Origin of the sequence: Bacillus sp. D7-8 (assembly GCF_052055895.1) — a bacterium.
GTDB lineage: Bacteria > Bacillota > Bacilli > Bacillales > Bacillaceae > Bacillus > Bacillus velezensis.
Window position 1 is genome coordinate 2,518,159 of sequence record NZ_CP179922.1, and the last position, 26,218, is coordinate 2,544,376.

The 26,218-nt window shown below is 43.0% G+C and carries 23 protein-coding genes; 7 read left to right on the plus strand and 16 right to left on the minus strand.

Annotation, left to right across the window (positions count from 1 at the left end):
* Positions 1-361: 361 nt before the first annotated feature.
* The 3 genes from sigK (at position 362) to ACKTRM_RS12275 (ending at position 2,924) form a co-directional block, all read left to right on the plus strand.
* Positions 362-1,084, plus strand: a complete 723-nt coding sequence (sigK, locus tag ACKTRM_RS12265; RefSeq protein ID WP_007408248.1) for an RNA polymerase sporulation sigma factor SigK — start codon at positions 362-364, stop codon at positions 1,082-1,084.
* A 473-nt stretch (positions 1,085-1,557) separates the two neighbouring features.
* Positions 1,558-2,400: a sialate O-acetylesterase gene (locus ACKTRM_RS12270; protein ID WP_012118037.1), complete on the plus strand. Its 843-nt coding sequence runs from the start codon at positions 1,558-1,560 to the stop codon at positions 2,398-2,400.
* A complete protein-coding gene (locus ACKTRM_RS12275; protein WP_012118038.1) occupies positions 2,397-2,924 on the plus strand; it encodes a PadR family transcriptional regulator in 528 nt (175 codons plus the stop codon). The genes ACKTRM_RS12270 and ACKTRM_RS12275 overlap by 4 nt, the downstream gene beginning before the upstream one ends.
* Positions 2,925-3,213: 289 nt before the next feature.
* On the opposite strand, the gene psiE is transcribed toward ACKTRM_RS12275, so the two are convergent.
* Genes psiE through yrkP form a run of 3 tightly spaced genes read right to left on the minus strand, consistent with a single transcriptional unit; the run spans position 3,214 to position 5,656 of the window.
* A complete protein-coding gene (psiE, locus tag ACKTRM_RS12280; protein ID WP_012118039.1) occupies positions 3,214-3,630 on the minus strand; it encodes a phosphate-starvation-inducible protein PsiE in 417 nt (138 codons plus the stop codon).
* 45 nt (positions 3,631-3,675) lie between these two features.
* Entirely contained in the window at positions 3,676-4,974 is a 1,299-nt protein-coding gene (gene yrkQ, locus ACKTRM_RS12285; RefSeq protein WP_012118040.1) for a two-component system sensor histidine kinase YrkQ, read from the minus strand.
* Positions 4,961-5,656 carry a two-component response regulator YrkP gene (gene yrkP / locus ACKTRM_RS12290; protein WP_012118041.1) on the minus strand — a complete coding sequence of 232 codons (696 nt, stop codon included), beginning with the start codon at positions 5,654-5,656 and terminating at the stop codon, positions 4,961-4,963. Before yrkP ends, yrkQ begins: the two co-directional genes overlap by 14 nt.
* 266 nt (positions 5,657-5,922) lie before the next feature.
* Between yrkP and ACKTRM_RS12295 the strand changes: the two genes are divergently transcribed.
* Together ACKTRM_RS12295 and ACKTRM_RS12300 are read left to right on the plus strand one after the other, a co-directional pair.
* Positions 5,923-7,140, plus strand: a complete 1,218-nt coding sequence (locus ACKTRM_RS12295; RefSeq protein ID WP_012118042.1) for a DUF418 domain-containing protein — start codon at positions 5,923-5,925, stop codon at positions 7,138-7,140.
* Positions 7,141-7,613: 473 nt separating this feature from the next.
* Entirely contained in the window at positions 7,614-8,165 is a 552-nt protein-coding gene (locus ACKTRM_RS12300; RefSeq protein WP_012118043.1) for a GNAT family N-acetyltransferase, read from the plus strand.
* Positions 8,166-8,645: 480 nt separating this feature from the next.
* Here ACKTRM_RS12300 and ACKTRM_RS12305 read toward each other — a convergent pair whose 3' ends face one another.
* The 6 genes from ACKTRM_RS12305 to ACKTRM_RS12330 form a co-directional block, all read right to left on the minus strand.
* Positions 8,646-9,179: an ATP-binding protein gene (locus ACKTRM_RS12305; RefSeq protein WP_012118044.1), complete on the minus strand. Its 534-nt coding sequence runs from the start codon at positions 9,177-9,179 to the stop codon at positions 8,646-8,648.
* A gap of 164 nt (positions 9,180-9,343) precedes the next feature.
* On the minus strand, positions 9,344-9,823 hold the full coding sequence (locus tag ACKTRM_RS12310) for a hypothetical protein (RefSeq protein WP_012118045.1): 480 nt from the start codon (positions 9,821-9,823) through the stop codon (positions 9,344-9,346).
* 152 nt (positions 9,824-9,975) lie between these two features.
* A complete protein-coding gene (locus ACKTRM_RS12315; protein ID WP_012118046.1) occupies positions 9,976-10,476 on the minus strand; it encodes a DinB family protein in 501 nt (166 codons plus the stop codon).
* Between the two features lie 217 nt (positions 10,477-10,693).
* Positions 10,694-11,047 (minus strand): DUF2651 family protein, encoded by a 354-nt coding sequence (locus ACKTRM_RS12320; protein WP_307772228.1) that lies wholly within the window; start codon positions 11,045-11,047, stop codon positions 10,694-10,696.
* A 152-nt stretch (positions 11,048-11,199) separates the two neighbouring features.
* Positions 11,200-12,003, minus strand: a complete 804-nt coding sequence (locus tag ACKTRM_RS12325; protein ID WP_012118048.1) for an HAD-IIB family hydrolase — start codon at positions 12,001-12,003, stop codon at positions 11,200-11,202.
* 32 nt (positions 12,004-12,035) lie between these two features.
* Positions 12,036-12,848, minus strand: coding sequence for a Cof-type HAD-IIB family hydrolase (locus tag ACKTRM_RS12330; protein ID WP_012118049.1), 813 nt, complete (start codon positions 12,846-12,848; stop codon positions 12,036-12,038).
* 236 nt (positions 12,849-13,084) lie between these two features.
* Between ACKTRM_RS12330 and ACKTRM_RS12335 the strand changes: the two genes are divergently transcribed.
* Entirely contained in the window at positions 13,085-13,810 is a 726-nt protein-coding gene (locus ACKTRM_RS12335) for a MurR/RpiR family transcriptional regulator (protein ID WP_012118050.1), read from the plus strand.
* Between the two features lie 94 nt (positions 13,811-13,904).
* Here ACKTRM_RS12335 and manA read toward each other — a convergent pair whose 3' ends face one another.
* The 6 genes from manA to ACKTRM_RS12365 form a co-directional block, all read right to left on the minus strand.
* Positions 13,905-14,852 carry a mannose-6-phosphate isomerase, class I gene (manA, locus tag ACKTRM_RS12340; protein WP_012118051.1) on the minus strand — a complete coding sequence of 316 codons (948 nt, stop codon included), beginning with the start codon at positions 14,850-14,852 and terminating at the stop codon, positions 13,905-13,907.
* Between the two features lie 14 nt (positions 14,853-14,866).
* Entirely contained in the window at positions 14,867-16,825 is a 1,959-nt protein-coding gene (locus tag ACKTRM_RS12345) for a fructose-specific PTS transporter subunit EIIC (protein ID WP_012118052.1), read from the minus strand.
* A gap of 152 nt (positions 16,826-16,977) precedes the next feature.
* The gene (locus tag ACKTRM_RS12350; protein ID WP_012118053.1) at positions 16,978-18,930 is read right to left on the minus strand and encodes a BglG family transcription antiterminator; all 1,953 of its coding nucleotides are present in this window, start codon (positions 18,928-18,930) and stop codon (positions 16,978-16,980) included.
* Between the two features lie 229 nt (positions 18,931-19,159).
* A complete protein-coding gene (locus tag ACKTRM_RS12355; protein ID WP_007408233.1) occupies positions 19,160-20,077 on the minus strand; it encodes an MBL fold metallo-hydrolase in 918 nt (305 codons plus the stop codon).
* Between the two features lie 44 nt (positions 20,078-20,121).
* The gene (gene ybaK, locus ACKTRM_RS12360; RefSeq protein WP_012118054.1) at positions 20,122-20,604 is read right to left on the minus strand and encodes a Cys-tRNA(Pro) deacylase; all 483 of its coding nucleotides are present in this window, start codon (positions 20,602-20,604) and stop codon (positions 20,122-20,124) included.
* Positions 20,605-20,671: 67 nt separating this feature from the next.
* Positions 20,672-21,556 (minus strand): LysR family transcriptional regulator, encoded by an 885-nt coding sequence (locus tag ACKTRM_RS12365; RefSeq protein ID WP_012118055.1) that lies wholly within the window; start codon positions 21,554-21,556, stop codon positions 20,672-20,674.
* A gap of 124 nt (positions 21,557-21,680) precedes the next feature.
* Between ACKTRM_RS12365 and ACKTRM_RS12370 the strand changes: the two genes are divergently transcribed.
* Positions 21,681-22,889: an MFS transporter gene (locus ACKTRM_RS12370; RefSeq protein ID WP_012118056.1), complete on the plus strand. Its 1,209-nt coding sequence runs from the start codon at positions 21,681-21,683 to the stop codon at positions 22,887-22,889.
* A 149-nt stretch (positions 22,890-23,038) separates the two neighbouring features.
* Here ACKTRM_RS12370 and ACKTRM_RS12375 read toward each other — a convergent pair whose 3' ends face one another.
* The gene (locus tag ACKTRM_RS12375) at positions 23,039-26,200 is read right to left on the minus strand and encodes a bifunctional cytochrome P450/NADPH--P450 reductase (protein WP_012118057.1); all 3,162 of its coding nucleotides are present in this window, start codon (positions 26,198-26,200) and stop codon (positions 23,039-23,041) included.
* Positions 26,201-26,218 lie beyond the last annotated feature (18 nt).

Genomic DNA, 26,218 nt, shown 5'->3' on the forward strand with positions numbered 1-26,218 from the left:
GGCCTTGCCGGGTACAAAGCTTACTCGGTAACAGGAGTATCCGCCGCATCATCGTCGTGTTGCATGATTCCGATGCGAAGCTAAGAGGTTTGTTTCAACACATCCATTCATACTCCTTCACAGCTCCCGGAGCTCTCTGTCATGAATGATATCTGTCTACTCGTCTCTTCAGCGCTTTTCGGTTATATTGTTTTACCCTTACTTTTTTTAACAATATACAGGCTCAATCAGCAAAAATCAAGAGGCTGTAAGAAATAAAACCGGATTTTGATTAATTTCCCTGTACAGACACAAACAGCCCTACCGACACATACAGTTACATATAGGCGATTGCCTACATAACTTTGTGGAGGTGAGGACGGTGACAGGTGTTTTTGCAGCGCTCGGGTTTATTGTGAAAGAACTTGTGTTTTTAGTATCATACGTGAAAAATAATGCCTTTCCACAACCGCTCTCAAATAATGAGGAGAAAAAATACTTAGACCTTATGGCTGAAGGAGATGAACACGCCCGCAACATGCTGATCGAACATAATCTCCGTTTAGTCGCCCATATTGTGAAAAAATTCGAAAACACGGGAGAGGACGCGGAAGATCTGATCTCCATCGGTACAATCGGGCTGATTAAAGGAATTGAAAGCTACTCAGCCGGAAAAGGCACGAAGCTTGCCACATATGCCGCACGATGTATTGAAAATGAGATTTTAATGCATCTGCGCGCATTGAAAAAAACGAAAAAAGACGTCTCCCTTCATGATCCGATCGGCCAGGATAAAGAAGGGAATGAAATAAGCCTGATCGATGTCCTTAAGTCGGAAAGCGAAGATGTGATCGACACCATTCAGCTCAACATGGAACTTGAAAAGGTCAAAAAATATATCGATATTTTAGACGACCGCGAAAAAGAAGTCATCGTCGGCCGCTTCGGGCTTGATTTAAAAAAAGAAAAAACGCAGCGCGAGATCGCAAAGGAGCTCGGCATTTCAAGGAGTTACGTGTCGCGGATTGAAAAACGCGCATTGATGAAGATGTTCCATGAGTTTTATCGGGCGGAGAAGGAGAAGCGGAAGAAGAAGGGAAAGTGAGCGAAAAGCCGGATCTGACATCCCGGCTTTTTCTGCATTTTAGGACATTGCTCTTCAAGTATAACTTCAGGATTTAAAAATAAAACATAACAAATGAATAGAATTGGTACAATCGTTAACCTTTTTAATAATTTTTCATTGATATTTTACCCCTTCAACATAGCCCTCCCTTTTTAACAATCCATTTCATTTGGGCTACACCCCCAACATTGAATGTATTTCCTATGAAAAATGATTTTGAACCTCATAGGAACCCTTACATCACAGGGTTTTTGTTGTTTTTTCATTGTTTATCAAGACCTAAAGCAAAAGAACTTGCTAATTCTCAAATATATCCACCAAATTTTCAATGTTAGTTTGTTTTTCATACATACTAATAAAAAAATAAAACCTAGTTGAAACTTTACAAGACAAGCTGAATTGACTATAGTCTAATTAGACTAAAATATTGATGTAAAGAAGTGAAAAATTAGATGATAAAGTCTTTTTTAATGTTGGGGCAGTCGAATATGGCGGGCCGTGGATTTTTGAATGAAGTAGACCCTATCTATAATGAAAAAATAAAAATGCTGCGCAATGGACAGTGGCAGATGATGACAGAGCCGATTAATTACGACCGTCCGGTTTCCGGCGTTGGCCTGGCCGCATCTTTTGCAGATGCATGGTCGAAAGCTCATCCCGATGAAGAAATTGGCTTGATCCCGTGTGCGGAAGGTGGCAGTTCATTGAATGACTGGCATCCGGAAGGCATCCTTTTTCAGCATGCTTTGTCCGAAACCCGCTTCGCCCTCCGATCCAGTCAAATTTGCGGAATCCTTTGGCACCAAGGTGAGAGTGACAGTTATCGTTCGCTGCATGAAACTTATTACGAGAAATTAACTCTTATCATCGGGACGCTAAGAAACGAGTTGAAACTTGATGAGGTACCGTTGATTATTGGAGGGCTTGGTGACTTTCTTGGGAAGACTGGTTTTGGACAGCACGCGACTGAATTTCGACAGGTTAATGAACAATTGCTGCGTTTTGCTAATGAACAACAGAATTGTTATTTTGTTACTGCAACAGGTTTGACTGCGAATCCTGATGGCATTCATTTAGACGCAGCTTCACAACGCAAATTCGGTTACCGCTATTTCGAGGCTTTTTCGAAAAAGCACCATATCCTGAAACCCATTTCGGGAGAGGAGCAATCACTGAAAGTGAATGGTGACTATTCTAAAACAGAACAGATTTACCTTCATAGTATGGGTTTGGCTTTGGGTGAAATCACGTACGCGGAATTTGAGGCGCGGATGGCGAAGGTGATGAAACCATGATTCCCTTACTTATCCTTGGCTTGCTCATCCAAAACCCCGGAGCTCACGGCTATGAACTTCTGGCCTTAATGGAAAAACGTCATTACAAGTACATCGTTAACTTCACGAAAGGTTCATTTTATTACAATCTGCAGCAACTTGAAGAAAAGTGTTTGATTGAACAGATTCAGCAGAAATCCTCAACCGGCGGGCGTGAAATCCGTAACTTTAAAGTCACAGATTCGGGAAGGGCAGAATTCGAAAAATTAATGATCAAATACGGCACCAAATCGGAATATGTGAACCTGCAATTTTATGGGGCGTTACTCTTTGCCGATGAATTCGACAAAAATAAATTACTGGATCTGATCCAATCACAAATCGATCAGACTAAAACTCGAATCGAGCTCCTTGATGAATACCTGTCCATCACTCAAGAAATTCCCGGCACAATCAATTACTTTCGCCGTATGAACGAAAATTCCCGTTCACATCACTTGGTTAATTTAGAGTGGTTCGAAAAATTGAAAGCAGAAATAGAGTGAACTATTGCATCATAAAAAATGCAATGTTACATATATAGGAATATTAGTTACCTACATATAAAACCTGTGTCGCAGATATCGAGTAACACCATTGATACAGGTTTTATACCCCTTCTTTTAATTAAACCAGTAATGGGGTTGTCAACACTTGCCCCAAACAAGAGCAAGTGAGTCTGCTGCGTGTTCTTCTTTTTCAATCCGTATGAATAACCACTTTTTACACCTATTTAGTATTCAAGTAAGTCATAGGACATTTCAGTGGCGTATCGGTATAAAGTGAACTAATTTATTAATGTTCAACAACAGAATTTCGTCTATTGACAATAAAGAATGCACAAATCATTGCAAGAATGGCCATCGCCCACCAGAACGTTGAGATCGCCTGATCATGATCGATGATAATCAAACGAATGACAGCCGTGATGCCAATATAAATAAAGTACCGAAGCGGGAAATGAAAGTCTGATTTGAAGTATTTGATAATCAAAGCAATGAACTCAAAGTACATGAAGAATATAAGCAGTTCCCCAAGCATCTCATAATAGCTGTCCACTTTGTTGAACAGTGACTTGTATACGAATTGCACAATGTACCATGTCTCGCTGATCAGAAGTCCGCTTAAGGCTATGGCCAGGAAGAACAGGCAGACATTGAGAAGCGCTTGTAACAGGTAAGGTGCCTTTTTGAAATTGTTGGAAAATCTCATCTTGTTGTCTCCTATTTCAATATTTTCGTCGTTTTGATTCGCAGCCTACATCTTTCTGTTCCAAAATCGCAGCACGATGCAGTACTTGGAATTCTTTTGTATACTGTGAAACTGCCCCTGCATGCGGGACATCATTCGCGCAATGCTTCTTTCACCGAGTCCGTTGCTTTCCGGTGTTACATCCGCAAGTTTAATCGTATTGCTAACATGAATCTCAAATATTTCTTGATCCGATACAAACGTGATGCTGATTTCTTCTTCCGGATCTGCGTATTTAAATAAGTTTGACATCACATTATCAAATACACGACCAAGCTCCTCCAAATTCACGTTAATATAGGTTTCCGGCAGCTCGCCTGAAATATGGACCCGGAAATGCTCCTGATGAAGGATAGCAATCTGATCTGATATTAGATCGTAGATCACTTCTTTCACTGCAACGGTCTCCAGGTCGGCCCCATGTTCCTTATTCAGCAGGAAATACGCAAACAGATTGTCAGACAAGTTTTTTAATTGCAGTGCTTTACCATAAGCATTGGCTACATAACGATCTTTGCTGGTACCCGCTTCGCCTCCTTCTTTTTTGGCAAACTCCAGATTCATGATCAGCGACGTCAGCGGTGTGCGCATATCGTGCGACATTTCGGTAACCAGGCTGCGGCTCTCTGCTTGCAATTCCTCGATAGCTTTAAGTTTGTCCAAGAAAGCTTTCCGCAGATCCTCAATGCTCTTTGCAATCATCGCTAATTCATCATGCCCTTTTATCGTCATCTCGTAGTCCAGCTGGCCCCCTTCAAGAATATGAATCTCTTGGTGAAGCGTTTTAAGGTAGCGAAGACTTTGACGGATGCCCAAGAGAACAATGATTAAAAAGATGAGGGTTGCACCGAGCAAATCCAATGTAAAGGCCAGATCATAATATCGGGAAGAGTAGAAACCGTCGATAATGACTCGTCCTTCACCATCGCTGAACTTGACAGGATGTGAATGATTTTGAGCATACTGAGTCAGCTTTTCCTTTCCATAATCCGATTCGGAATAAACGGAATCATATTGCAGCTCCTGATCCTTAAATATGGTGAGGTTAATGTAATTTTCTTTTTTGACCCACTCGCCAAACGCTTTTCTATCCGATGTAGACAACCCATTTTCTGAAACGTACTGACTGAATTTTTGAATGTATCTCGCTGACTCCTTGTGATAATACTCATCCGAACTCAGATATCCCTCGATCAGATCATCTGTAATCTTTTGCAACGTCAGAAAGATCACACCGCTCACAATCGCAGCAACCATGATCAGCAAAGCCAGTTTTTTGGTTAGCGTGAATTTACGATGTGCCAAATCGATATCCTCTTCCCCATTCAGTTTTTATATAAACCGGACGTGCCGGATCATCCTCAATTTTGGAGCGCAGTTTCCGAATATGCACCATCACCGTATTGTTAGAACAGTAAAAGTAAGGCTGTCCCCACACACTCTCATATATATTTTGAGCAGAAAATATTTTGTTGCGTTTGCTCATCAGCAGTTTCAAGATACGATATTCCAGATCTGACAACTTGATTTGCTGCTCCTCTTTGTAAACCTCATTAAATTCTTCGCTCACTCTCAGGTTGCCCCCGATAAGAAATGTTTCTTCCTGTTCCTTCTTTTCCTGATAGATTGTATATCTGCGTAATTGAGCAATCACTCTAGCGTGAAGTTCCTCTTCCGAGAAGGGTTTAGTCATATAATCATCGCCGCCGGCGAGTAATCCCTCAGTTTTATCGAGTGTACTCGATCTGGCCGTCAGAAACAGAATTGGGACGTTAGAGGTTTTCCTAATGTGCTGACAGGTTTCGATTCCCGAGATGCCTGGCATCATAATATCCAAAATAACCAAATCAAGCGAGTCATTCACAAGTTGCAATGCTCGCTTTCCATCCTTGGCTGTTAACACCTCGTAGCCTGAACGCGTAAGGGATTCCTCCAAAAGATCACCAATATCCCGATCATCCTCTACGACTAATATTCGATGGGTCATGCCTTTTTCACCTCATGATTCTTGATGTTATCTCTCGTGTGACCTTACTATATATCATTCATAAGTAACACGTACGTTATAAGATACCACGTAAATCTTAACAGTTTATGAAAGCTGATGTTCGCCACAAGTTTGTCACATTTTAAAAAAAATGATGAACCTTCATAAATTGTTAAGATTCTGTCTTTATATTTATCCATTGTAAGGCTCAAATTTTTCAGATCAGCACTGCACATTGCAATGGTAAATGGGAAAGGAGTATTGATATGATTGTACAAAAAGAAGGACGCGGGCAACCAGTGAGTCTGCGGGAACGGGTTCATTTTCTGGACATCGTACGTGGATTTGCCTTGCTTGGCATTATTATTGTCAACTATTTTCTGATCGTAGATTCAGTAAAGGGATTCGAAATGGCCTCCGATGACGTCCTGCACAATCTGGTTTCCTGGTTTGCCGAAGGGAAATTCGTTACATTATTCTCCTTCTTGTTCGGAGTTGGGTTTATGATCTTTATGAATCGAGCCGCGCAGAAGGTAGATAGTCCCAACAAGCTGTTTGCCCGCAGGTTATCTATCCTGTTGGGGTTTGGCATTTTGCACATCACATTTGTTTGGGTCGGTGACATATTGACCTTTTACGCCGTAAGCGGCTTCCTGTTACTCGCCTTCTATCAACGCACGGCCAAAACGGTGCTTAGATGGATTATCGCACTTATCGTGTTTCAATTCCTGACTCCTGTTTTCACAATGTTGTACAATGTCATCAATACTGCAGGGTCAAAAAACCCGAATTTTTCAGAGTTTACTTTGTTTAGCCACACAAGCCTTACCTACATGGAATCCATCAGCACTCGGTGGACAGATATGGTCACGATGGCTGCTGGCTCTTTCTCCATGGTCTATTCCATGTTTCTCATGTTTCTGCTGGGCGTGTACTTTGTTAAGATGGAATTTTTCAAAGACATGGAAGCGAAAAAGTTCATATGGAAGCGTATCTGGATCATTAGCACAATCGCTTTTCTAATAACACAAAGCAGTATATTACTAGACATGTTTAATCTTTCTGAGAATATGCTGTGGAAGGACATTTCCTCTGTCTTGGGTCAAAATGGCGGCTTAACCGGAAGTATGTTTTATATGAGCACTTTTGCAATGCTGTTTCTGTATGTTCCTCAGCTGCGAGGCCCTATGATGATATTCACCAAAGTCGGACGGATGTCATTGACCTGTTATCTGCTTCACTCTATCATTGGAACAGTTCTGTTCCTCAGGTACGGATTCGGGCTTGCGGATCATATTCAATCCGCCGGCACGTTCATGTTCAGTCTGGCCGTGTACTTCGTGCTTATGAGCTTTAGTACATTGTGGTTGAAACGATTTAAGTACGGTCCGATGGAATTAGTATGGCGCAAGCTGACGTACGGCAAAGTAAACGGGAGTCCTAAAGCAACTCCGCTGCATTCGGAAAAATCAATACAGAAATAACCCCTTTGCACAGATTGCATGACTTCAAATTTGTTGTTGACTGAAGCGGGCATTAAACGGATAGATTTGATATATATACTAGTTATTTTTATATCATTTAGGCTTCTTTGGGCTAATAAATTCATCGGAGTTTACTCAATGTGCATTGCTCATGATCGAATCTAAATTGAATCTTTTATGCATGTTCATAGTCAAAGGCGGCCCATTCGACTATTTTTGTAACTTTTCGCAGGAAAAATTCGAGAATGATGACAAATCCCGCATACGACACTTAATACGGTAGTGAACGATAGTAAATAAGGGTTACATGCAGCTTGTTTTCCAATGAAACAAAGAAAAAATACAAAAAGACAGGAGAAAGCTTTTGAAGTATTTTAACGCCAAATTTACCGCGGAAGAAAAAGCGGCAGAGCAGCTGGAATTACACTGAACGACTGAACTCGTTATTTCAGCAACTGAAGGAGTGAGCAATCATGAAAACAAAAAAGGAACCAAAAGTTATTCTGGAACCAGCAAAGGAATCTGATCTGCCAGAATTCCAAAAAAAATTACAAGAAGCCTTTGCGATCGCCGTGATTGAAACGTTCGGTGATTGCGAAGATGGACCGATTCCATCGGACAATGATGTTCAGGAGTCTTTCGACGCTCCCGGAGCAGTCGTATATCATATTCTTCGGGATGGTGAGAAGGTAGGTGGTGCAGTAGTACGTATCAACAGCGAAACACATCATAATTCGCTAGATTTATTCTATGTATCTCCAGAACATCACAGCCAGGGGATTGGTCTTTCTGCTTGGAAAGCCATAGAAGCACAGTATCCGGATACTGTGCTTTGGGAAACCGTGACACCTTATTTTGAAAAGCGAAATATCAACTTCTATGTGAATAAGTGCGGATTCCATATCGTAGAGTTCTACAATGAACATCACTCTGATCCGCATATGCATCGCAATGGACGCGAAGATGACAAGCCCCTGCCGGATGATGATGACTTTTTCAGATTTGTAAAGATTATGAAAAAATAGCACTAAACAATTGAACACTGCGATATGCCGCAGAAAGTTGCCGGTAACTTTTTTAAAGCTATTTGTTTGGATCAAAAAAATTCTAAGTTAACCAATAATCCCCCATGTTTACAGAGTTGATTAATAAACGATACGAGGGATAAACGGATAAAGCCTTCCCCTTCTTTTTAAGGAGAAAGTATTAAAAGGCGGAAAGCCCTTCTCGTTATGAGAGGGCTTTAATTCGGTGTGAAAATGAGATGGAGAATAAAAATAAACAAAGAAATAATTAATTAGGTGATGAACGATTTATAAGAATTTTAGAGAGATACTCCAACGGAGAACTTAACGAAGAACAAATCACTTCTCTATTGTGGGATACTGCCGAAAATAAATCACTTCACAACAGAGAAACTGAAAGCGGTATAAAAAAACAGCTCCGTTAAAATGATCGGAACTGTCTTTGAATTTTGGATTTTGCAATTATCTCCATCCGTTAGTTTAATTAGAATTCAGATAATCCAAGACACGATCAACTCTTTCATTGACTGAGTAATCTCCTTCAATTTTTAACAATGGACAAGATAAATCTGCCATCCAATTTTCGTGTAAAGCTTTGCTTCTAACTTCCATTCCGGCATTATCATATAAAGAAGCCCACTCTAAAAATGTTTTTGATTGTTCATATTTACTGCCGCCGGCTAACACTTCGTTTCCATAACGCTGAAATTCCCTATGCCTTAATCTCTCAAGCCGTATATCTTGCGGAATCCATAAGAAGATGACAAGGTCAAAATAACTTTTTAGATCATCGCCCCAGCCGCACACTGCGCCAGAAAGAATCCATTTCTCATTTATTGTCAAGTCTTTTTCAAGCAACTTTCTTCTTTCAGGAATTTCTCTTTTCTTAGTGAATTTGTCTGTCCAATAGTAATCATCAGTATCAAGATGCATATGAGGCAAATGCTTTGATAATGCAACACCCAATGTTGAAGTTCCGACTCCGGAGGCTCCCAGTATGTGAATATTATTCATAGTTCCCTCTCCTTATGAAGCAACGAAACTCCCTGTCCGCTGCACAAGGTTCTTACTATAATTTTAACATAAATCCCCAAAAACCTTTACTTTGCCAGGGAAATCCAAATGCGTGTTAAAACCATACTGCTTACGAACTTCATGGTCATTTTCAAACAGAATGATTAACTTTCTCTCCGGCCTATTTTAATATCCTCATACACTTTCTCAAAAGTCTCGATTGGCAGTGAAAGCTTGGTTGTTTTCTCGTTACGATAATTGATCATAATCTCAATTTGATTATTTTTTTGTCCAAACTCAATAAGTGCATTCTCCCATTTATCTCTGATTGAAATGATACAATTTCCATTTTTCTTTTCCTTTTTCTTATAAATGTAATTCACTTTAACTCCCCTTTCATGCTTACTCCGGCCGACACAGTCGTTCTCTGCGTAATAAAAAAAGACAACTTTATCCTCTTCTTCAATATAACTGACATCAATGTCTTCATCGTCATATTTTTTGACATAAGGTTCAGCAAATTTCTCCTCTGTATATGTCCAAACATTGTCCTCAAATGAAGGGATGATTCTCCCTGAAACAACGAAAGGTTCGTTTGGTTTATTGAAGTCTTTCATATTGAATTGCGTCATTTTAGTTATCATCATAATCACCTTTCTGCATTTATTTACTTTACATCTTTTGAACTGTTGATTCGTCTGCATGTCATGGATACCGGTTTAATAACTCTAAAAAACAAAAAAGATACCAACATCGATTGGTATCATCTATTCATTCGAGCCCTTACAACAATATCCTATTTCGGAGCTTCCAAACCGAATTTAATCCATTCCTCTTTTGCCGGACCGTAAATACCCGGAACAGGTAAACCTGCTTGTCTCATAAGGACAGTCATTTGTCCTCGATGATGGTTTTGATGTTGAATTAAAAACATCAAAAGTGAACCATTTGGCAATTGCTGACCAATAAAGTTGACACATTCTTGAAGTGTATCGTCAGTCCATTGCGTTTTTAACGCCTGTACAAATGCATTACTGGCTTGATGATAACTCTCAGCAATAAACCGCGCCGATGCAGGAACAGGATAATCTTCGGCCGGAGCGTGAAACGTTAAATCTGTGTTTGAGGTAATGATGTGAATGGCAGCGACAGTATGCCATGCAATACGGCCCAAAGTCCAATGTTGTGAAGTGATTTCTTGTTTAAGTGATTCATCAGTCAGATGATTCAGCAGTTTTTGTGTCGCATCGGCTTCGAATTCCCAAGATTTCAAAAAATGGTCTAAGGTTTGAAACATAAAAATCCTCCTTATCCTTTTTTGTTTTTCTATGTATCTACAGTTCAATTATAGTGCTCCGTTTAGTTAAAAAAGAACAAAACGATAGACAGACATTTTCAACAGAAAGCCCGTTCTGACAACAACAGACAAAATATAAGAACATAACGGATAACTCTATACTTCTTTTTCTTCAATCGACAAAAAAAAGATAGCTGTTCAAACAGGATTCTTCTGTCTAATACTTTCGCTTTGCGAAAGTCCATATCGTCTTAGTAATTGAACCGGAGACAAAACAGCTCCCCGTCATCATAGCCACCCAAATGAAAAATGTCGGTTCGGCGCCTATTACAATAAACATGAATATCAAGGACAAAATGAAGACAATAACAACCGTCATCCATACTTTTTTAAAGATGAAATACCCTAATATCCCTAACAGAAAAGAAGCTGCCGGAAGAAAAATAAGAATGATATACGCGGGGCTTAACAGCGGGCTAATACAAACACCTCCCAATTTCAAAACGAGGCAGTTCCTGCTTTTTGTCTGATATGAAGTGATTTTTTTCATCTTGATATTACACCGCTTCATTCATTTTATACATATTATACCAATACCATCGAGTCAAATATAGATATTTATTCATTTTTAACATACTTTAGGAAAATCAGGAGTGAATTAAAGTCTGAGGATAGCCCGCTTTTTCTATCCCTAGTAAGTCCTGCCGCATTGATTTTAGCCCATCATTGTTTTTGCAGCGCTAATATTCTCATAATCGTGTGCATGACGCTGCTTTCCTCATTTGATTTGATGACAAAGTGCGCTGCATCTTTTATTTCGTCAATGGCATTCTTAACCGCAAAGCTGCAGGATGCCGCTTCCATCAATTCTTTGTCATTGCGGCCGTCTCCGAACGCCATTGTTTCATCAGCCGAAACCCCTAATAATCGCTGCAGTTCTTGTACTGTTGTTCCTTTATGTATTCCGATATTTGCAATGTCCATCCAGGTATCCTCTGATGCTACGATATATAATTGGTGAAAAAATTCATGCAGCTTTTCTCTCGTTTCCGGACAGTTGGCGTCGGGATCATGAACCGTAATCTTGATAAAATCATCTTTTATCTCAGTAAAATCAGTTATTTTCGTTACATGTGCATAAGAGGCATTTACATATTTCATCTCACTTTCAGACAGATTTTCTTTTACGATCGCGCCATTTTTTGTGCATGCGATAATGCTATGCCCGCAGCTGATTTTTTCTAAAGCGCCTATAATTGACAGTCCCGCTTCATTGCTGATCAAAGATTCATATACGAACTTGCCGTTCTTTTTTATACGTGTGGCACTGTCTCCTAAAATCCAAAAATCTTTCGCATCTTCTCCGAATAAAGCTTCCACTCTTTCACACTGCTTCCCGGTGCAGATGGCGAAAGCGACATGCTGTTCCTCCATTACTCGTTTTGTCTTTTCAAATAACGTTCTGTCAAAATCGCCTTGATTATTTAAAAATGTGCCGTCTAAATCCGTAATCACTAATTTAATCATCGTTCAGCACCTCCGCAGTTAAAATGTCTTTTTCAGACAAAGGGTTTTTCACATTTGAGGATGGAATCAATCGCATTTAAGACCCCTTCTTCATTGTTTGATTGCGTGATATGCGCGGCAGCCTGTTTAATGCTTTCCTGCGCATTATCCATGGCGACCCCGTATTTCACGGCGGACACCATTTCCAGATCATTGCCGCTGTCTCCGAAGGCCGCGCATTCTTCAGCATTTATCCCCCATTGTTTCTGGAGAAGCTTAATCCCGCTTGCTTTATGAAGCCCCGGTATGATCAGATCTATGTCACCGTGCCCGCTTGATACAGGCGTGACGAAAGACCCGATGGCGTTTTTTAAATGGCTCAGAAGTGCGGAACAATGTTCGGCGGGAAAGCTGATGGAAAATTTCAAAATGTCATCATCGATGTTTTCAAAATGCGGCACCCTTTTTAACACATAATAATACTTACTGGCATGCAGATATTCATCTTCACCGACATTTTCATGAATATACGCGCTTTTTTTTCCGCAGACAATGACGTTTTTCACCTCATACTGCTCTAAAGCACGGATCACTGCTTTTATAGTGTCTTCAGACATGTTACCCGCGAATAATTCTTCTCCGGCATTCACGACGAAAGCGCCATTCTCAGAAATGAAAGCGATTTCACTTTTGATTTCCGGAAAGAAGGATGTAAGCTGCGCATATTGGTTTCCGCTTGCTACGGCAAATTTAATTCCCCGCGCTTTTAATTCACGATACTGATTCATAAAACGCTCTTTATTATATGCCATTTCATCATTCAAAAACGTTCCGTCCATATCAACCGCTATCAGTTTGATACTCATATTGTCCTCCTTTTTTCGGCCGCTTTTGTCAGAGACCCTTGAAGAGATCATGCATAAAGCGTATGAACGAATTATATCCGCAGTTGTTTTGCGCCGTAAATCATTGGCTGACGTCTTGTTTTGAATGACACAAAAAGTGATTTGTCACATAAATATAACACTATGTTTCTTTTAAAAATGATATGTTACGATTAGATGTACATTCACCATTCTCATAAAAAGGAGAATCCCCCTGCATGTTCACACACGAAATGATTGCTTCATTTAACGAGCTTGAAACTTCTTTATACAACTACATCTCCCAAAACAGCGAGAAAGTCGTCTATATGCGAATCCGTGAATTGGCAAATGAAACCCATGTATCTACGGCTTCTATTTTACGTTTCTGCAAAAAAATAAACTGTGAAGGGTTTTCGGAGTTTAAGGTGAAGCTGAAAATGTATACGGAGGCAAATAAAAAAACGATTTTAAAGAGTCCCCATCATTCCGTTGCCGAGTTTTTTGAAAGAACAGTAAGCGGAGGGATGGAAGAAAAGCTGAAGGAAGCAGCAGTCCTTGCGGCCGATGCAGAAAGCGTTATTTTTATCGGAGTGGGAAGTTCAGGAATTCTCGCCGAATACGGAGCCAGATATTTTTCGTGCTTAGGGAAACTTTCAATGTATATTAAAGATCCTTACTTTCCGGCCCATTCCCATTTCCGCCATAACAGTATCACGATCGCATTATCGGTTTCAGGTGAAGGAGATTCTACGGTGACTCATCTGAATCAGCTGAAACAAGAAGGCAGCCGGGTCATCAGTATTACAAATCATAAACATTCAACCATTGCCAAAATGTCCGATGTGAATATTTCATATTACGTGACGGAAGAATGGGTTGAAAATGCGAATATCACCACCCAAATCCCCGCTATGTACATACTTGAATCAATGGCTCGGGAGATATACAAATTGAGAGAATAAATTCAGGAACGAACCACTGATACGCTGGAAATTTCGGTATTTTTGCAAAAGTGATGAGAAACCCTTCTCTGATGCTAGAGAAGGGTTTTGAGGATCACAGATGAGACACAATACAATTTGCATGGCCTGCCAGTTTATATTCTCCCAAACCGGAAGGCAGGAGAATATGATCTCCTTTTCTAAAGGGATATTCATGCCCGCCTGCAATCATTATTCCGTCTCCTTCGATCACGCTGACAAGAAGGAAGGGATGATGCTGGAATAGATTTGCTTCACCTTTTACAACCCACTTTTCGACTGAAAAATAAGGACATTCTATTAAAACAGCTGCCAGCAGATCATCTGTTTGTTTATAGTGAACGGTCGGCCGTTCACGGACAGATGGAACGTCTATCACTTCTATACTTTTTTCCAAATGGAGCTCGCGCATCCTGCCGTCCGCATCTTTTCTTCCGTAATCATACAATCTGTAAGTCGTATCTGAATTTTGCTGCGTCTCTAAAATAAGTGTGCTCTTTCCAATCGCGTGAACGGTGCCGCTTGGGACAAAGAAGAAATCTCCCGGCTTTACCTTAATTCTGTTCAGGAGCCCGTCCCATTCTCCGCGCTCAATCATGGATATCAGTTCTTCTTTTGTTGTTGCGTTGTGGCCGAAAATGATCTCCGCATCTTTTGCACAATCAATGATATACCAGCATTCGGTTTTTCCAAGTTCCCCGTTTTCATGCATTTTGGCAAAGTCATCATTCGGATGCACCTGAACGGACAGGTCTTGGTCCGCATCCAAAATTTTTGTAAGAAGAGGAAAACGATCTCCTTCAAGGTTTCCGAATAAATCTCTGTGATGCTCCCACAATTCACCGAGCGTACATCCTTTATACATGCCGTTTCGAACTGTGCTCTGTCCATTTTGATGAGCGGCGAAGGCCCAGCACTCCCCTGTCCGCTCTGACGGAATATTATAGTGAAAATCACGCAGGGCAGCGCCTCCCCAAATTCTTTCTTTGAAAACCGGATTGAAAAATATTGGTTCAGTAGACATGATCATCCCCCGCTTTATTCGATTTCTTCCAGAAGCTCATACGCCTCTTCTTTTGTCTGAACGGAGAGCAGCCTTTCCCGATAGCTGTCATCCATCAGTTTTCGGGATAACATCTGCAATATTTTCAGATGCTGATTTCCGCCGCTTTCCTTCGGTACGGCAATCATAAAAATCAGTTTTGCATCAGAACCATCAAGGCTGTTCCAGTCAACACCCGAACGTCTTATTCCGAATGCGACACCCGGCGTTTTGACGGCTTCAGACTTTCCGTGCGGAATGGCGATATTCATACCTATCGCCGTGGTTCCCTGCTGTTCCCGGCTCAAAATGGCCTGCTTAAATCCGCTGTCAGACAGCAGCATACCTTTACGGGACATTTTCGCGATCATTTCATCGATAATGTCATCCCTCGTTTCGCCGGATAAATGCGGTTCAATCAAGTCCGTACTGATAATGTCAGTCAGTTTTTTGATTTCGGTCATCCCGGCTTTTCGGCTGTCAGCCTGAGATGGTTCCTTTGTTTCTTTTGCCGCTGCAGCTTCATTTGGTGCGTCAGACGGCAGCACCTCGCCGGGCGCGGGGGATTTCGCCATATCTTTCTTCAGTACATTAACCAACAGAGCGGTGACAAGAGAGCCTGCTGTTACAGCGATAAAAAACATCAGTACATGATCTACTGCTCCAAGTACAGCAACGATGGGGCCGCCGTGTGCCACTCTGTCCCCCACATGGCCGATCATCGCTATCACCGATCCGGTCATAGAACCCGCCATAATACTCGGGATCACACGAAGGGGGTCTTGGGCCGCAAATGGAATGGCTCCTTCCGTGATACCGAAAAGGCCCATCGTAAATGATGCTTTTCCCATTTCTTTTTCTGCGGCGGCGAATTTTCTTTTTCCTAAAAACGTTGCAATCCCAAGCCCTATCGGCGGTATACAAATGGAAACGGCAATCGGGCCCATGATTTCATAATTTCCTTCTCCGATCATTGCCGATCCGAAAAGAAAGGCCACCTTGTTTACGGGTCCTCCCATATCAAAGGAGATCATCGCTCCTAAAATCAATGCCAGAAGAATTGAACTCGAACCTTTCATTCCCGCAAGCCAAACCGTTAATGATGCGAAAATATGAGCGACGGGGGCGCCGATCAGAAAGACAAACGCCAAACCGACGATCAGTGAGGCAAACACCGGAATAATAATGATCGGCATAATCGGCTGTATTGCTTTAGGAACTTTACATTTTTTGATTCCAAGCGCCGCATATCCCGCCAAAAATCCCGCAATGATTCCTCCAAGAAATCCTGCGCCGCTTGCACTGTCGTAAAAGCTGCCGGATGCCGCAATATATCCGCCGATCATTCCGGGGACAAGCCCCGGCTTATCAGCGATGCTGAACGCGATATACCCGGCTAAAATCGGGATCATGAATGAAAAAGAAGCACTGCCGATCTGTTCAATCGTCTTCCAAAAAGACTCGTCCGGAATGACTAAGCCCTTTGGTGTTTTTTCTCCTCCAAGCGTCAATGCAACCGCTATCAATAATCCGCCGACGACAATGAAAGGAACCATAAAAGAAACGCCGTTCATTAAATGACGGTAAATCGGGTTTTGTTTTTTGCCCTGCTGACTTGCGGATTCAGCTTTTGAAGCAGATTGATAGACCGGCACTTCACTGCTAAGCGCTTTTTGAATTAATTCTTCCGGTTTGCGGATGCCTTCCTGAACCCCGACGGCCAGCAGCTTTTTTCCCGCGAATCGGTCTTTGTTCACCGAACGGTCCGCCGCGATAATGATTGCGTCTGCTTCCCGGATTTCCTCTTCGGTCAGCCTATTTTCCACCCCGATTCCCCCCTGGGTTTCCACTTTGATCTCAACGCCTAATCTGCCGGCTGCTTTTTGTAAATTTTCAGCAGCCATATACGTATGGGCAATGCCGTTCGGACATGATGTAATCGCTAACAGTTTCATATAAATCCTCCTTTGCAGTCTGAATTTCAAGATCTTGTCTCAACTTTATACTGAAATCAGCCTGTGATAAGCACGTTTTTTTACCATAAGTTCCGGAAATAACGGCATTTTTCCCTATAAACAGAAAAAAAGCAGGGAGCCATTCCCTGCTTTTAATAGTTTAAATACGATAAAAACATCATCACATTTTTTTCTTCCGTCAGTTTTTGAATAAATGCCGGCTGCTCGCTAAGATAGGAAAGCTCACTGAATAATTGCTTTACCTTGTTTTGATCTTCGTGTTTGACAGCAAGCATAAAAACGACCGACACCTTTTCTGTCCCCCATTCAATCGGCTCTTTTAAGGTGGCGATTGCAATGGCTGATTGTTTGATATATTTAGAGTTCGCGTGAGGGATGGCAATACCCGCCCCGATATTTGTCGCCGACATTTTTTCTCTCATTACTGCATGAATGCCATACTCTTTTTCTACATAGCCTTTTTCATACAAAGCCTGCGCCAGCTTTTCAATGACCTGATAACGGTGCTCTGTCTCTTGCTGTAAAAAAACGAGAAACGGAGTCGTATCGTTCAGCATTTTAAACGTTTTTTGCTCCCGGCGATGTGATATATCAAGCTGTTGCAGAAATGCGCTGAGCTTCTTTTCATCAGCAGACTCCAAAAGCGGTGATACGACAATATGAGGGATCGTTACATTTCCAAGCCCTATCGTAGAAATGACGAAATCTATATCTTTATGCTTTTTGATATACTCTGTCAGCTCCGCTTTTGCGATACAGTCTTTTACCGTAATGTAATGAAATTTGCGTTCAATTTTAGTCCGCAGCAATTGTGACATGCCAATGCCCATATGGCAGACGATGATCGTCCTTTTAGGGTTATGACTGTTTCGGCGCAGCCGTTCGATCGCTGCCTGAAAATGCAGCGTCAAATAGGCCGCCTCTTCTTCAGGAATATAAAGATCAAATGTTTGATTGATGTCTTCTAAAACGTCAATGATAAGATGAAACAAATAAGGGTACATTTTTTTGATGTCGTGAAGCATGGGATTTGAAACAGAGAGATCATAGCTCAGCCGCTTCAACACCGGATCGAGATGAATGTTCAATCCGTTGATCAGTTCCTGGTCTTTATAAAAATCCAGCATTTGCAGTTCTGAAACACGATTGATCAAATGCCTGACGACTTTGGAAAGCTCAGAATCTTCAAGATCAAGCTTCTTTTCTAGCTGCGATGGATAGCGGACTTTCCCGCCTATTATATGTAAAGTTAAATAGACGGCTTCTTCCTCAGGAAACCGGATGGCAAATACCGGCTCAAGCCGTTTTAAACAAGCCAGTGTCCATTCATATTCTTTCTTCTTTTTTACCGCGTCCAGCTGTCTTGCAGAAATGGCGACCGGCTGTTTCATTTTGATACGGCGGATAGTCAGCAATGTATGCAGCAGCAAACTTTCAAATGTTTCATCCGTAAAATAGATAGAATGGTTTTTTTGTAATAACTTGATTTCTTTTCTCACAAAGTCCGCTTCATAACTTAAAAACTTACTTTTTATAAATTGGCTTGTAAATTCCGCATTATCAATCAAATCTGAAATTCGCGCCAATGCTTTTCTTTTGTTTTTTTCGTCCCCTTCAATCTTTAAGCCGAGCCGCTGTTTAGAAACCAGTATGAGATCAAATCGCTTCAGCCACTCTTCAACCGCACTTACATCCTTTTTAATGGAAGCTCTGTTTACAAAATGCTGTGCAGCAATTTCTTTTGCGGAAACGGGCTTTGAATTCATTAATAAATCATAAGCGATGTGAAGTATTCTTTCTTCATCGGTCTTGTGCCTGCACGTAAAGTGCTCATTATAAATTTGCCGGCTTAACCGTGACCTTTCCTGTTCAGATATATGTAAATAGACGCCTAATCCCGGTTTGCGGATCAGCTGAGCTTGAGCATGTTCATTCAGGAAATCTTCAATCGTTTTCAAATCATTCCTGATCGTTTTTTCAGAACAGCGGACCCTGTCTGCGAAATCTTGCACAACTAAGTAGTCATCAGGTTCAGATAACAACAGATACAAAATCTTTTTCTGCCTTGAATTCATGTATTTCATCTGTTTTTCTATCCTTCCTATCCGTTTCTGCTGGAGCAATTGTGATAGGTTAAATATACTGCGCATACGAAACCGTTTTCATTTTATAGTGAAACAAAAGAGTAAAAAGTTTTGTTTTTTACCGCAGGTTCCGGAAAAATCATGTTTTATACAGAGACAATTCACCTTTGATTGACGTCAAAACACCAACCGTTTTTAAACGATTGGTGTCGGCAGCGAAAACCTGCTGTTACAGCCAAAATGTTTCGCCAAGCGCTAATGCTTTCAGGTTTTCAGGAGGTAATGCAAGCCGATCCCACTCGCCGTGCAGTCTGCTTAATGCTTCCGGGCCTGTATCATCAGCAAGCCGGAATGCCCCGTAATGCATGGGAATGAAGCTGTCAGCCTTCAGCTCCAAAAACGCTTTCACGGCGTCTTCCGGATTGATATGTGACACTTGCATAAACCATTCCGGTTCGTATGCTCCGATCGGCATCAGAGCCGCCTTAATACGAAACCTCTCTCCGATTTCTTTAAAGCCTTCAAAATAGCCTGTATCTCCTGCAAAATAGATGGACTCGCCGTTTTTGCTTTCTATGACCCAGCCTCCCCAATGAGAGGTATCGGTATCCCAAAGCGTTCTCCGTGTCCAGTGCTGGGCCGGAACAAATGATATGTTCACCCCCCGCATCTCAAAACGATCCCACCAATTCATTTCATGAACCTTTTTGCGGCCTTTTTTGTTGAACAGCTTTTTCAATCCCGCAGGCACGTAAAAATCCGGGTTTCCTCTCAGTTTTTTTATACTCGGAAAATCAAGATGGTCATAATGCCCGTGTGAGATGAGCACGGCATCAATGTCGGGCAGTTCGCTCAATTCATATCCCGGCTCTGTCAGCCGTTTTTGAAAACCCATCCTCCGCGCCCATACAGGGTCGGTCATTATGTTAAGCCCCTGTATTTGGATCAGAAATGAAGAATGGCCGATCCATGTTATGGCGGTTTCCGTCCGATTGACGGCAACATCACGGACATCCCTTGTGACCGCTTTCGGAATGTTCTCGCTTAAGTCTTTACTTTTTTCTCTTCGTTCTTTCATCCATTTCCACATGTCCCTGAATCCATGTTCATTCTTCACGCCATTCAAGTTTTCATATCTTTTTTTCATTATCATTCTCCCTTGAAACGTGTTCTATTAGATTCATCGGACATTTATACAATGTCTGTAAATACCGCCCCGCTTGCTTCGGCTAAATCTTGAGGCGCTGCTTTCAGCTGCATTCCGATTTTCCCCGCACTGACAATCATAAACTCCAGTGTTTCAGCGGATCTATCAATAAAAGTCGGAAACCTTTTTTTCATGCCGATCGGAGAGCAGCCGCCGCGCATATAGCCGGTTACTCCCAAAAGGTCCTTCATGGCAATCATTTCTATTTTCTTCTCACCTGCCGCCTTCGCAGCTTTTTTCAGATTCAGTTCTTTTGCAACGGGAACGACAAAGACGTAATAACGATCAGTTCCTGCAGATGCCACTAAGGTTTTATAAACATATTCGGCAGCGTATCCGATTTTTTGTGAAACGGAAAGACCGTCTGCGGGCTGTCCCCCTTCTGTTTTGTAACCTAATAGCTCATAGGGAATGTTTTGCTGCTCAATGATACGGACAGCATTTGTTTTCACTGTTTTTTTCGCCATGCTTTTCCTCCGTTTTCTGTATTTCTTTCTGCTTTATTTTCAACTTCGATTTTAATAAAATGACCGCTCAGTTGCGTGCTTTGTAATACTCAAGTGCAAACTGTTTAAAACGCTCAGCAGCGGGAGAGAGAGCATGGTTTTTCAGCTGGGCTAACGCTATGGTGCGTTCGCATTGGTAATCTGCAACCGGAAGAAAAACGACCGGAAAGTATGAATGCTCCGCGGTTTTCGGCAGCACTGCAGCCCCCAGACCCGCGGCGGTCAGCCCTAATATGGTTGACACTTCCTCTCCTTCAAATGCGAGATGCGGGTGTATATTCAAATCCCGGCACATCAGATCAAACATATACCTCAGCCCGTATCCCGGTTTAAAACCCACAAAATCCTCGTCCTGCATCTCTTTCATTTGAATGCTTTTATTTCCTGCAAGCGGGTGGTTCTCAGGTAGCACCGCATAAAGAGGCTCTTTCTCCAGCACTGTCCATTGTAAAAGCTCGCTGGGAAGCGGCGGGGAGCTGAGACAGATATCCGCATCTCCCGTTTCCACCATTTTGCGAAGCGTTTCATTTGCGCCTTGATAAAGCCGGAAGGTCACGTTTGGGTATAGCTTTTTAAATTCGGCAATCAGCTGAGGCATTAAGCGCAGCCCGAGCGTATGAAGGAAAGATACAGATATTTCGCCGTGCTCCAGGCTCATATTCTTTTTCACTTGTTCAACGCCTTCATTTAAAGCTCGTCTCGCTTGTTTTGCTTTTATTAAGAACTGCTCTCCGTGCCTTGTCAGCCGGACGGCTTTTGTATCTCTGAAAAATAACGGCGCGCCTAATTCTTCTTCGAGCCTGATAATCGATCGGCTTAATGCCGGCTGAGAAATCATTCTTTCTTTTGCCGCATTTGTGAAATGCTGATGAGCTGCCGCCGCAATGAAGTTGTCAATTTGATGAAGCTCCATTTTCTCCTTCTCCCCTTTCTTCATAACCTACACGCATTAATTCTATAGTTATTATAAATTAGACACATTGAAATGAAAAGCGTACGATACATATATAACCAACAGTGAGAAAAGAGGGACATTCATGACGTTTATTCAGCCTCATACAAAGGCTTACAGAAAGGCCAGCTTGGCTCTGTTTATCAGCGGCTTTGTGACCTTCGCCACGCTTTACACGACACAACCGCTTATGCCTTTGTTTTCGGAAGAGTTTCATATTTCCGCTGCGGCTGCCAGCTTAACTTTATCCATCTCAACAGCCGTTTTGGCATTTTCATTATTGGCCGCCGCTTCGTTGTCTGACGGATTCGGCAGAAAAAAATTAATGGTGCTGTCGTTAACAGCCACTTCTGTTTTAGGTCTATTAACAGCGTTCAGTCCGGCTTTTCCGGCGCTTTTGGCGATGAGGGGGCTGCTCGGTATTTTCCTGGCAGGCGTTCCGGCTGTCGCTATGACATATGTAGGCGAGGAGTTTGATCCGCAGGGCCTCGGGAAAATGATGGGCTTGTATATCAGCGGCACAAGCATCGGGGGAATGAGCGGCAGGCTGTTAACGGGGCTTCTGACCGATGTATTCGGCTGGCGGCCGGCGCTTGCCATCATCGGCATTCTTTCTATTGTATTAAGCTATTTGTTTTGGCGTTTTCTTCCGGCTCCGCGCCATTCATCTGAGCGGCATGCGGGCGTAAAAGCGGCATGTAAGGAATACGGAGCGGTCCTGCACCGCAAACGGCTGCTTTTGTTAATACCTCTGGGATTTATATTAATGGGGAGTTTTGTGACATTATATAATTATATCGGCTTTCATTTAATGGCGGCTCCTTATCATTTGTCGCAGACTGTGATCGGTTTTATTTTTATTGTCTATCTCGCGGGAACGTTCAGCTCTGTCTATATGGGGAAAAAAGCAGATCTTTTCGGAAGCGCGAAAATGATTAAGATTGCGATTTTTGTTATGCTTGCCGGCGCAGCGGTGACACTTTTGCCCCAGCTTGCGCTTAAAATCGCGGGGATTGCCGTCTTTACCTTCGGCTTTTTCGGCGCGCATTCGATCGCAAGCGCCTGGGTCGGCCGCGCAGCCGGTGATCATCGCGCGCAAGCCTCTTCATTATATCTGCTTGCATACTATATCGGTTCAAGCGTGGCAGGGTCTTGCGGCGGTTTCTTTTGGACGCATTTTCATTGGATCGGTATCATTTCATTTATTTCGGTTTTGCTATTGCTGTCTTATCCGATTTTATTTCTGGCGGAATTCAGAAAAAAGGGACATAGCCGCCTGCATGTGAATCAATAAAAACATTAAAGATTTGTGCCTTTTGTCCGATACTAAAGATAAGGCCGGCACGATACTCCCTATAACTATTCCTTTTGATTCAGTAGATTTCAAATATCGTGCCGGCTTTCTTCAATTAAAAAACATTCTTCAGTTGTCTCACTCTTCTGTTACATACCTGCCCAAACATCTTTCGCATATCTTCCTTCCGCCTGCAGCTGTTCAAGCCAATTCAAGGAAACTTTTGAATCAGTGTTATGCACCTTTTCATACGCCTGAAGCAGTACATTTTCGACAGCCGGAGCCATTTTGCTTCCGTCACCGCATATATAGAGATGGCCGCCTTGGTCAAGAAGGGCAATAATTTGTGCAGCCTCGCGAAGCAGAACATCCTGTACATATACTTTACAGTCCTGATCTAACCTGGAATACGCCCGATGCACGGTGACAAGGCCGTTTTTCTCCGCATGGTCGAATTCATCTTTGTACAGATCGTCTTGTTCAGGATGCCGGCAGCCGAAGTATAAATGAGCTTCGCCCAGGCTGTTACCAGACATTTTTTCGGCAGCCCGCGCCTGGATAAATCCCCTGAACGGCGCAATTCCTGTGCCTGCTCCGACCATAATGAGAGGCGTTTTCGGATTTTCAGGCAATGCGAAACCCGACTGCGGCGAGCGGATGAAACAGACGGCAGAATCGCCTTTTTGTAATCCGGCTAAATAGTTCGAAGCCACGCCCCGGTATTCCCCACGGCCGCTCCATGCCGGAGCCGTCACAACGCCGACCGTGATACTGAGCTCCCCGCTGGTTGCCTTCGGTGAGCTTGAGATTGAATAATAGCGCGCCTTTAAGGACGGCAGAAGTTCTAAAAAGCGCTCAAACGGCAGTTCACATGCAGGATAATCTTCCAGCAGGTCCAGCATGGTCATTCGGTTTTTCAGCACGTTTTCTTTATATGCCGCATCATCAGAATAAAGATGCTCCAATTCTTTTTGGTGCGGCGGGCACACGGTATGTGCGGCAAGTTCGCGAAGCTGGGCTCTCGTTGCCGGCTCCTGCAGCTCTACATAGGACGCCAAAAGCTCCGGCGCATTAACCGGCCGGTCCATCGGCAGATGAGGCAGCTGCCGGCCCTTGATCTTAAAGTGCTGGTTCGGATCAAGACCGAATCGGCGAATGACACGGCTGATCAGTTCCCCGCTGTTTTGCGGAAGCACCCCGAGATGATCTCCTTCCTGATACGTTTCTGTTTCGGGGAGACGCAGCTCAATATGCCGGACTGAGCGCTTGCTGCTTTCGGTATGAAGCTCTTTGTTCGTGATGACCTCCGCCTCAAATGCTTTGTACGTTTTGGCAATCGGCGTCTCGGCTGCTTCACTTACGTATTCGATTGATAACTGTGATTTGTTTGTCTGTTTTGGAGCGGCCTCTATATGAAAAGCCTTCATGATGTCCTTCCAGAATGAGTCTTCCCAGGCTTCCTGACTGTACTCAAAATCATCGGCATTGTCGCCCTCCCCGATAGAGGTCAGCCGTTTTGCCCCTTTTTCTTCAAGCACTTTGTCTATCAGGCGGGGGATCCTTTGGTAAGTGGCGGCCCAGTTGCGGTCTCCGCAGCCGAAGACGGCGTAAGAAACACCCTTTAATTCCTGATCTTCAAGGGTTTCCATCCATTTCACAAAACCCGCCGCATTATCAGGAGGCGCCCCGTTATAAGAAGCCGTAACAATAACGACTGCGCCTTTTACAGGCAGTTTCCCGGCATAATCATCGAGCGGGCCGCTTTCAGTTGAAAATCCTTTGCTTCTTCCGATATCAGCCAGCTCTTCCGCGATTCCTTCCGCAGTTCCTAAATTTGATCCGTAAAGAATGAGAAGCGGCGTTCCGTGGGACGGGATTTCTTTCGTTTCTTCTTTGTGACCGCTTCCTTCAGCTTTATGGTTTTGCACGGGCTGATGATTGGACACGTCCTTGTTTTTCACACGGATTTTAAAATCACCGGGCTTAATGGTTAGAGCTTCTTTAATCGTAAGCTCATAATCAGTATGATCAATCAGTTCAAAATGTTTCAGGACAAGGCCGAGCACCATTGTCGCTTCCTGCAGGGCAAACTGCATCCCGATGCATGCGCGCTGTCCGTTTCCGAACGGCTTATACGCATCAGCCGGAATTGCCGCGGGATCGCTGAACCTTTCCGGACGGAATAACTCGGCATCTTCTCCCCACGCGCTTTTATCCCGGTGCAGCTGAGGAGTCAGAATCGTCACCGGCTGTCCCTTCGCAATCGGATATTTCCCGCCGAGAACCGTATCTTCCTTCGCGTACAGAGAAAATGCCGGGGCAGTCGGATACAGCCGCAAAGTCTCATTTAGCACCATGCGGATATATGTCAGCTGCTGAATCTGCTTATATTCAGGGGTCTCTCCCGTCAGCACCCGCTCGGCTTCCTGAACGGCTTTTTTCAATTTATCTTTATTTTTCAGCAGGCAGTATATCGCAAAAGAAAGCAGCCCGCTTGTGGTTTCATGCCCAGCGATCAAAAAGGTAATGATTTGATAACGGATATTTTCATCATCCAGCCTTTCCCCTGTTACAGGGTCTTTCGCTTCAAGCATCAATGCTAAAAGGTCAGACAGATTCTCATCCGGATTTTCCCTCCGCTCAGCGATGATCCGGTCTACAAGCGAATTCATCTCTTCAATATCCTGCTGGAACTGATGTCTCGTTTTGATCATCAGCTTGTCCTGCAGGCTGTGTCTTTGTGATTGGCGCATTGCCTCCTGCAGCGCACGAAGCATACTTGTGATAAAAGGATGCTGTGTGTCGCGGTAAAAGCTGTTAAAGCGGTAATGAAATCCGCACAGGCCGATTGTATCCAGCGTCAGGCGCGTCATATCTTCGGCAACGTCAATTTCTTCATTCGGATTTAATCTGCTCCACTTCTGCACGAGCTGCATGGCAATATCCAGCATCATTGAATGATAGCCTTTCATCGCCTTCTGGCTGAAGCTCGGCAATAAAATCCGATGCGCTTTCTGCCAATTCTTTTCGTGAGTCCAGCTCGTAAATAGTCCGTCACCGCCAAACTCACGGACCTTCAGCAAGGCTTTGCTGAGATTTTTGTCAAATCGCTTTTCATCACAGACTTCTGCCGCGAGCTCGCGGCCTGAGACGAAGACCCCGACAGAGCTCGGAAATTCAAAACGAAAGATCGGGCCGTATTCTTCGGCAATTTTCCAAAGCGATTGTGACAGTTTTTCTTTTTCCAAGTGAGGGAGATTTTTCAGAGGCCCGTATGTTTTCGGCTGTGGTATAGCGCTTAGCTGTTTCATATCGATCTTCCTTCCTTC

Bases quoted from the DNA above. Each gene is read 5' to 3' on its own strand.
- yrkP (WP_012118041.1), bottom strand. From the start codon at position 5,656: ATGACCCATCGAATATTAGTCGTAGAGGATGATCGGGATATTGGTGAT.
- ACKTRM_RS12350 (WP_012118053.1), bottom strand. From the start codon at position 18,930: ATGAAATACATGAATTCAAGGCAGAAAAAGATTTTGTATCTGTTGTTA.
- ACKTRM_RS12275 (WP_012118038.1), top strand. From the start codon at position 2,397: ATGATTCCCTTACTTATCCTTGGCTTGCTCATCCAAAACCCCGGAGCT.
- ACKTRM_RS12295 (WP_012118042.1), top strand. From the start codon at position 5,923: ATGATTGTACAAAAAGAAGGACGCGGGCAACCAGTGAGTCTGCGGGAA.
- ACKTRM_RS12345 (WP_012118052.1), bottom strand. From the start codon at position 16,825: ATGAAACTGTTAGCGATTACATCATGTCCGAACGGCATTGCCCATACG.
- ACKTRM_RS12375 (WP_012118057.1), bottom strand. From the start codon at position 26,200: ATGAAACAGCTAAGCGCTATACCACAGCCGAAAACATACGGGCCTCTG.
- ACKTRM_RS12320 (WP_307772228.1), bottom strand. From the start codon at position 11,047: ATGAAGCGGTGTAATATCAAGATGAAAAAAATCACTTCATATCAGACA.
- ybaK (WP_012118054.1), bottom strand. From the start codon at position 20,604: ATGGCGAAAAAAACAGTGAAAACAAATGCTGTCCGTATCATTGAGCAG.
- ACKTRM_RS12325 (WP_012118048.1), bottom strand. From the start codon at position 12,003: ATGATTAAATTAGTGATTACGGATTTAGACGGCACATTTTTAAATAAT.
- ACKTRM_RS12310 (WP_012118045.1), bottom strand. From the start codon at position 9,823: ATGATAACTAAAATGACGCAATTCAATATGAAAGACTTCAATAAACCA.
- manA (WP_012118051.1), bottom strand. From the start codon at position 14,852: ATGTCTACTGAACCAATATTTTTCAATCCGGTTTTCAAAGAAAGAATT.
- ACKTRM_RS12335 (WP_012118050.1), top strand. From the start codon at position 13,085: ATGTTCACACACGAAATGATTGCTTCATTTAACGAGCTTGAAACTTCT.
- psiE (WP_012118039.1), bottom strand. From the start codon at position 3,630: ATGAGATTTTCCAACAATTTCAAAAAGGCACCTTACCTGTTACAAGCG.
- ACKTRM_RS12315 (WP_012118046.1), bottom strand. From the start codon at position 10,476: ATGTTTCAAACCTTAGACCATTTTTTGAAATCTTGGGAATTCGAAGCC.
- ACKTRM_RS12355 (WP_007408233.1), bottom strand. From the start codon at position 20,077: ATGAAAAAAAGATATGAAAACTTGAATGGCGTGAAGAATGAACATGGA.
- ACKTRM_RS12370 (WP_012118056.1), top strand. From the start codon at position 21,681: ATGACGTTTATTCAGCCTCATACAAAGGCTTACAGAAAGGCCAGCTTG.
- ACKTRM_RS12270 (WP_012118037.1), top strand. From the start codon at position 1,558: ATGATAAAGTCTTTTTTAATGTTGGGGCAGTCGAATATGGCGGGCCGT.
- ACKTRM_RS12365 (WP_012118055.1), bottom strand. From the start codon at position 21,556: ATGGAGCTTCATCAAATTGACAACTTCATTGCGGCGGCAGCTCATCAG.
- ACKTRM_RS12305 (WP_012118044.1), bottom strand. From the start codon at position 9,179: ATGAATAATATTCACATACTGGGAGCCTCCGGAGTCGGAACTTCAACA.
- ACKTRM_RS12330 (WP_012118049.1), bottom strand. From the start codon at position 12,848: ATGAGTATCAAACTGATAGCGGTTGATATGGACGGAACGTTTTTGAAT.
- ACKTRM_RS12300 (WP_012118043.1), top strand. From the start codon at position 7,614: ATGAAAACAAAAAAGGAACCAAAAGTTATTCTGGAACCAGCAAAGGAA.